The sequence below is a fragment of the Bacteroides sp. CAG:633 genome (assembly GCF_000435115.1).
GTDB lineage: Bacteria > Bacteroidota > Bacteroidia > Bacteroidales > Bacteroidaceae > Bacteroides > Bacteroides ndongoniae.
The window spans coordinates 1-6,886 of the sequence record NZ_FR883038.1 but is presented as its reverse complement, the minus strand read 5'-3'; the positions used below and the strand labels follow the sequence as shown (position 1 = coordinate 6,886).

Below are 6,886 nucleotides of genomic sequence, written 5' to 3'. Positions count from 1 at the left end.
GGCTCGCGCGAGTCGCTGGCCGCCGCCATACAGGCCGGAGCAGACTCCATCTACTTCGGCATCGAGAACCTGAACATGCGTGCCCGTTCGGCCAACACGTTCACCATCGACGACCTGCGCGAGATAGCCCGCACGTGCGACGAGCACGGTATGAAGAGCTACCTCACCGTCAACACCATCATTTACGACCAGGACATCCCCCTGATGCGCACCATTGTGCGTGCCGCTAAGGATGCCGGTATATCGGCCATTATTGCTGCCGACGTAGCCGTGATGACCTACGCCCGCGAGATAGGGCAGGAGGTACACCTCAGTACGCAGCTCAATATCAGCAACGTCGAGGCTTTGCGCTTCTATGCCCAGTTTGCCGATGTAGTGGTGCTGGCACGCGAGCTCAATCTGGATCAGGTGGCCGAAATCTACCGTCATATCTGCGAGGAGAATATCTGTGGCCCGTCGGGTCAGCGCATCCGCATTGAGATGTTCTGTCACGGTGCTCTGTGTATGGCCGTCAGCGGCAAGTGTTACCTCTCGCTTCACCAGATGAACAACTCTGCCAACCGCGGTGCCTGCATGCAGGTGTGCCGCCGCTCCTACATCGTGCGCGACAAGGAGACCGACGCCGAACTGGAGATTGACAACCAGTACATCATGTCGCCCAAGGACCTGAAGACCATTCACTTTATGAACAAGATGATGGATGCCGGTGTGCGGGTGTTCAAGATAGAAGGCCGTGCCCGTGGCCCCGAGTACGTGCGTACCGTAGTTGAGTGCTATAAGGAAGCCATCCGTGCCTATCTGGACAATACATTTACCGACGAAAAGATTGAAGAATGGAACCGTCGCCTGGCAACTGTCTTCAACCGCGGCTTCTGGGATGGCTACTACTTGGGCCAGCGTCTGGGCGAATGGACGAAGAACTACGGTTCGGCAGCTACGGAGCGCAAGATATACGTGGGCAAAGGCATCCGCTACTTCTCGAACATCGGCGTAGCCGAGTTCCTGGTCGAGGCTGCCGAAATCAGTGTGGGCGACAAACTGCTTATCACCGGACCTACCACCGGAGCCGAGTACGTCACATTGGAGGAAGCACGCGTTGACCTGAAACCCGTGCAGACTGTCCATAAGGGCGAGCATTTCTCCATGAAGTCCGTCAAGATACGTCCCAGTGACAAGCTCTACAAGTTAGTGACCATCGAGGAATTGAAACGTTTCAAGGGACTGGATGTGGAGAAGCAACGAGGATAATAACAACGGTAAATGATTAATGGTAAGTGATAAATTGTTGTGCAGATTGATATTGACCATTAATCATTTACCATTAATCATTATTTTATGGCAGAAAAATACATCTACGAGCTGGAAATGAAGGTGCGCGACTACGAGTGCGACCTGCAGGGCATTGTGAACAATGCCAACTACCAGCACTATCTGGAACATACGCGCCACGAGTTTCTTACCTCCGTAGGCGTCAGCTTTGCTGCCCTTCACGAGCAGGGAATCGACCCTGTGGTGGCACGTATCAGCATGGCTTTCAAGACTCCGCTGCGCAGCGGCGACGAGTTCGTGTCGAAGCTCTACATGAAGAAAGAAGGCATCAAGTACGTCTTCTATCAGGACATCTTCCGCAAGAGCGACGGTAAAGTGTCGCTGAAAGGAGTGGTAGAGACTGTCTGCGTGGTAAACGGACGGTTGAGCGACAGCGAACTGTTCGACCGCATATTTGCGTCTTATATTTAGGGACAAGGGGACGAGTTGACAAGTTGACGAGTTGACAAGGGGAGGAAGAGTTAACAAGGGGACGAGTTAACGAGGCCACAAGGAAAGGCAAACAGCGTACTTATGTTCTTTCCAACTTGTTAACTCGATTACTCGTGAGCTTGTCAACTCATTAACTCATCCCCTCTTGTCAACTCGTCCTCTCGTCAACTCGTCAACTTGTCAACTCGTATCTAATATTTATTACTATGAATACCGACGAACGAATCTGTAGCATCGCCCTGACCCTCTGTCCGGGCATCGGACATATTGGTGCCAAACGCCTGATTGATACCGCAGGCAGCGCAGCCGAAGTATTCCGACTCCGTAAAGAACTGCCTAAACGCTTTCCGGGCATCATTCACGCCTCTGCTGTGGCGGCGCTCGACTGTCCCGAAGCCTTCAGCCGGGCAGAAGCAGAGATGGAGTGGGCCGAAAAGAACCGCATCAGTTGCCTGACGCTGGGCGACGAACGCTATCCGTCGCGTCTGCGCGAGTGTGAGGATGCGCCGGCAGTGCTGTTCTTCAAGGGCAATGCCGACCTGAACCGTTTGCGAGTGGTCAGCATGGTGGGTACACGCCACGCCACCGAGTACGGCAAGCAGTTCTGCACCGAGTTCCTGCACGATCTTTCCGAACTTTGTTCCGATGTACTGATTGTCAGCGGACTGGCTTATGGCATCGACATACATGCCCATCGCGGTGCGCTGGCAAACGGCCTTTCCACCGTAGCCGTACTGGCTCATGGGCTGGACCGCATTTATCCGGCTGTTCATCGCAAGACGGCGGTCGATATGCTGGCCGAAGGCGGGCTACTGACCGAATTCCTGACCGATACCAACCCCGACCGTCACAACTTTGTCAGCCGCAATCGCATTGTGGCGGGCATGAGCGATGCCGTCATTGTGGTAGAGTCGGCAGCCAAAGGCGGTTCGCTGATTACGGCCGAACTGGCCGAGGGCTACCATCGCGACTGTTTTGCCTTGCCCGGACGTGCCACGGACGAGTATTCGCGCGGTTGCAACCGGCTGATCCGCGACAACAAGGCAGCCCTGATCAACGATGCTGCCGACTTTGTGAAAGCCATGAACTGGGGACGGAGCACCGACCGCAGCAGCCGGATGGCGTCGGGCGTACAGCGCAGCCTTTTTCCCGAACTGACCGAGGAAGAAGCACGTGTCGTCAAGATTCTGAGTCGCAACGACCTGCACATCAACACTCTGGTGGTCGAAGCCAACATCCCGGTGAACCGCATGAGTGCCCTTTTGTTCGAACTCGAAATGAAGGGCATGGTCAAAGCACTGGTAGGCGGAGTCTATCACTTGCTGGCATAGTCGCCGGCTTGCGTCAGCCGGATGTTCCATACGCCGGGCGTAAGTACCTTTTCGGCCGACTGGCAGACGGTTCCGTTTACGCTCATGCCTGTATATCCGTCGGGCAGGCAGAAGCACGCCTCCGTGCCTTGGGGGACTTCCAGCACAATGTCGCACCGGTGGCTGTCCTTGTCGAGCGACAGTCGTATTTCTCTTTTCCCGCTCAGGGGTACAACGGCCCGTATCTGGTTCAGGTGTGCAGGATGCGGACTGACGCGGAAACGGCGGAAAGCGGGAGCCGTCGGCTCAATTCCGGCTATATACTGGCTCATGACGGTCAGCGGGCCGCCGCTCCAGGCATGGTTGTAAGTGCCGCCACCGAAACCTTCCGAGCCGATTCCCCATCCTTCCCACAAGGTAGTCAGCGGGCTGTCTGTCATGGCGCGGTAGCGCAGTTTCATCCGGTTGAGGGCATCCTGGTGGTAGCCCATCAGGCAGAGGGCTTGCAGGACGTATTTCTCCATATACGGGCTGGCATGATATTGTTGGCCGAAGAAGGGGCGCAGTGCCGGATAGAGCGTGTCGGGCAGTGTACCCGAAACCACGGCAAGGGCTTGCGGGCGGTCGTCGGGCAGACCCTGGTGCGAGGGTGACACGTAGTAGCTTCCGTTCCAGTATTTTTGGTGGAAGGCGGTGCGTGTACGGTCGGCCATAGCCTGTGCCCAGTTGGCTTCGGTGGTGTCGCCGGTCAGGCGTGCCATGCGTTCGTAGCCTTGCAGGGCGATGATGTACCATTGGCTGAACAGCAGTTCCATGTCTTTGTTCTCGCCCCAGTCGCCCCAGGTCCATCCTCCTTTGCGGGGAATGGCCAGTCCTTGGGCGTCGGTCTTCCATACGTGGATGTATTTCTTTACGTTGGGATATACGTAGCCGATGGTGGCGCTGTCGGCCGTACCCATGTAGTACGTCCAGAAGCCGTAGTAGCCTACGCTGGCCAGCATCTGCATGGGCAGTTCCGAGTCGTAGTTTCCGGTAGGTACGGGGGCGAAGATGGTGCTGTCGGCACGTTGCCAGTCCATCAGTTCGCGGATGCCTTTGCGGGTCAGCAGATGGGCTTTCTCGTCGAGGGCGTAGAAGGCTTCGCCCAGTTCGTTCACTACGTCGCCCCACCACTGGGCACGTTCGCGGTCGGGGCAGTCCATGTAGGTGTCGCGCATGGTGATGTACAGGGTTCGCTGCGACTTCTCCCACAGGCGGTTCAGGGCTGGGTCGTCGCAATGGAAACTTCCGGCAAAGTAGGTGTCGTAGCCCGTTTCGCGGTACATCAGGTTGAGGACTTCGGCATCCTTTGGCACCTGATAGACTACGTAGTGGCCGTTCATCCAGCCAAGGCATTCAAAGTCTTGTTCGCCCTGTCGGGTGGTGTATTCGGCAAAGACGTTGTTGGCCGATCCGCCGGTGTAGTTGTCGGTGCGGATGCGTACTTTCCGGCCTTTGTCGGCGCGCAGCCGTATGTAGGGGGTGATTTGCGCGTTGTAGGGCAGGTAGGCGTAGAGGATGGTGTCGTTTATCCTTTCTGTGCGTTCGTAAGGTTTCAGACCGTAGTCTTTCCATTGGGGGATGGGGCGTGGTTGTAGCTTGTTCCATCCGGCTGCTGCCAGGTCGGTGAGGCGTGCGTCGGGCCACTGGCTGTCGTCGAAGTCGGGACGGGTGAAGTCGATGTCCTTTCCGGCGTCGAAGCCGATGTTCGACTCGGGCAGGCGGTAGTTGGGCTGTTCGCCTTCGGGCTGGTAGAAGGCGGGATGGGCGATGCTCTTCCACGGCTTGCGGAAGCGGATGTCTTTTCCGTCGACGTTCAGGGCGAAGGTCATGCCGGGAGTGGGCGAGTTGCGGTGGCTGAAGCCGTCTTTTCCGAAGTACCACACCAGCAGGGCGATGGTGTTCTGGCCTTTCTTCAGGGCGGGCAGCGAGCCGATGGTGTCGCAATAGGTGTCGTTGGGGTTGGGGCCGCGTTTCAGGCCGCCTTCGCGCACTTGCAGTTCGCCGTTCACCCACAGCCAGTATTTGCTGTCGGCAGCTATGTGCAGGCTGACGTTGCGGGGTTGCCGCTTCAGGTTGACGGTGTTGCGGAAGCAGTACCACGAGCCGGGTTCTATCTCGTCCGGCGGGCAGTCGGGACTGATGACCTGTGCGACGGCGGTGTACGTGCCGATGCACAGCAGGATGAGTGTGTACAGCAGTTGTTTCATATTATTGGGTTCTGTTTATGTGTGTGTCAGGGTATAGGCAAAAAAAAAGGAGTACCGCTGTACTCCAACCTTCTTGTTAACCTTAAATCTAATACTATGAAAAACACGTTGCAAAGGTACGGACTTTGGCGAAATCTGCAAATTCTGTAAGCAAAAAGCCGTTTTTTATAACATGCTTTAATATCGTTACAGGTTCTTTTACATCTTTCGCCCGGTTTTGTGTCCTGTCTGTTGCCACTGTTCTTCTTTTTACTCCTCCGTCCGCGTATAGGCTTCAATCTCGCGGATGGCATCTTTGGCCTTGCGGCGCACTTTGTTGAGGTGTATCAGGCCCATGATGGCTCCGACCACGAATCCGACGCCTCCTCCGATGCAGATGGTTTCTCCTCCTTCCTTGGGATAGCTTTCAACGAGGAACCAGACTATCCACAGCGCGGCGAAGGGCAGGCCGAAGTACAGCCATTTCAGCCCCAGGCGGTTCATGCGTATCAGGGCCTGGCTGATGTTTATCAGGTTGCCGGTCGATATTTCTTTGGGGTTTATTCCTTTGTGGCTGTATACCTGATAAATGCAGGCAACGATCAGAAAGAGGGAGGTCACGACGCAGAACAGCCACGAATAGCCCGTCGAGATGAAGAACAGGTTGCAATAAATCAGTGCAAAGGGGACCAATATGTACATGGAGCGGATTTTCCGTTTGATGTAACCAAGTTTTTCCCGGATCGATTGCATGATCATCTTTTCGTTGACGATGGTTTCTTTCGCCAGTTTCTCTTTCAACAGTCTGATTTGCTGTTTCATTTCTTCCAGTTCGAAGTTATCTTGATGCTTTTCCATACTGATGCGTTTTTAGCGGTTCGACATTTTTTTCAACTCCTCTTTGATGCGATACAGGCGCACGGACACGTTTTTGGTCGAGATACCTACAATGGCTCCTATCTCTTCGTAGCTCATGTTCTCCAGCCACAGCAGGACAATGGCGCGGTCGAAGGGCTTTAGCTTGTGGATGCGGTCGTAGAGCTGGCGGATTTGCCGGGAGTCTTCGTCGTTGTCCTTAAACAGGTTGATGTCCATCGTTAGTGGGAGGGTGGCCCGCTTCTGCTTTTTCCGTTCGTAGGAGATGCAGGTGTTGAAGCTCACTCTCCATATCCAGGTGTCGATGCTGCTTTGGTTCCGGAAGGAGGGATACCCTTTCCAGAGGTTGATGAGTACTTCCTGAAACAGGTCGCTGACTTCATCGGAATCGTTCGAGAACATAAAGCACACCGTGTAGATGGTGCTTTTGTGTTCCTTGATCATTTGCGCAAATGTGGTGTCCAATGTTTCCATATCGAATTCTGATTTGTTTTTGTCCGTTAGACGCAGGTGTTGCCGGAAAAACTACACGAATATAGTGTTTTTTTTATTCATACTTGCACGGTTTGCGAGCAACACTTGCATCGCTCCTGAGAGACACTTGTACGGCTCACGAGCAACACTTGCACGGCTCGCGAGCAATACTTGAGTGTGTGTCGAAGCTTAGTTATAGTATCTGATTCCCCTCCTTCTGGAAGGAGGGGTGCCCAA

At 54.8% G+C, this 6,886-nt stretch carries 6 protein-coding genes; 3 read left to right on the top strand and 3 right to left on the bottom strand.

Features of this window, described 5'->3' with window-relative positions; genetic code table 11:
• From QVP67_RS05380 to dprA, 3 genes are all read left to right on the top strand, one after another.
• Window positions 1-1,248 (top strand): peptidase U32 family protein (locus tag QVP67_RS05380; protein ID WP_288179932.1); only part of this gene is annotated, 1,248 nt, incomplete at its 5' end.
• Window positions 1,249-1,335: 87 nt separating this feature from the next.
• On the top strand, window positions 1,336-1,740 hold the full coding sequence (locus tag QVP67_RS05375; protein WP_022162537.1) for an acyl-CoA thioesterase: 405 nt from the start codon (window positions 1,336-1,338) through the stop codon (window positions 1,738-1,740).
• Window positions 1,741-1,967: 227 nt separating this feature from the next.
• Window positions 1,968-3,092 (top strand): DNA-processing protein DprA, encoded by a 1,125-nt coding sequence (gene dprA / locus QVP67_RS05370; RefSeq protein WP_022162536.1) that lies wholly within the window; start codon window positions 1,968-1,970, stop codon window positions 3,090-3,092.
• Here the strand turns inward: dprA and QVP67_RS05365 are convergent.
• The 3 genes from QVP67_RS05365 to QVP67_RS05355 all read right to left on the bottom strand — a co-directional run bounded on the left by QVP67_RS05365 (window position 3,077) and on the right by QVP67_RS05355 (window position 6,649).
• On the bottom strand, window positions 3,077-5,320 hold the full coding sequence (locus QVP67_RS05365; RefSeq protein WP_022162535.1) for an alpha-L-rhamnosidase-related protein: 2,244 nt from the start codon (window positions 5,318-5,320) through the stop codon (window positions 3,077-3,079). The two genes, dprA and QVP67_RS05365, sit on opposite strands and share 16 nt — an antisense overlap.
• A gap of 249 nt (window positions 5,321-5,569) precedes the next feature.
• Window positions 5,570-6,157, bottom strand: a complete 588-nt coding sequence (locus tag QVP67_RS05360; protein WP_022162534.1) for a hypothetical protein — start codon at window positions 6,155-6,157, stop codon at window positions 5,570-5,572.
• 12 nt (window positions 6,158-6,169) lie between these two features.
• Complete coding sequence (locus QVP67_RS05355) at window positions 6,170-6,649, bottom strand: RNA polymerase sigma factor (RefSeq protein ID WP_022162533.1); 480 nt, start codon at window positions 6,647-6,649, stop codon at window positions 6,170-6,172.
• Window positions 6,650-6,886 lie beyond the last annotated feature (237 nt).

Bases quoted from the DNA above. Each gene is read 5' to 3' on its own strand.
- QVP67_RS05375 (WP_022162537.1), top strand. From the start codon at position 1,336: ATGGCAGAAAAATACATCTACGAGCTGGAAATGAAGGTGCGCGACTAC.
- QVP67_RS05355 (WP_022162533.1), bottom strand. From the start codon at position 6,649: ATGGAAACATTGGACACCACATTTGCGCAAATGATCAAGGAACACAAA.
- dprA (WP_022162536.1), top strand. From the start codon at position 1,968: ATGAATACCGACGAACGAATCTGTAGCATCGCCCTGACCCTCTGTCCG.
- QVP67_RS05360 (WP_022162534.1), bottom strand. From the start codon at position 6,157: ATGGAAAAGCATCAAGATAACTTCGAACTGGAAGAAATGAAACAGCAA.
- QVP67_RS05365 (WP_022162535.1), bottom strand. From the start codon at position 5,320: ATGAAACAACTGCTGTACACACTCATCCTGCTGTGCATCGGCACGTAC.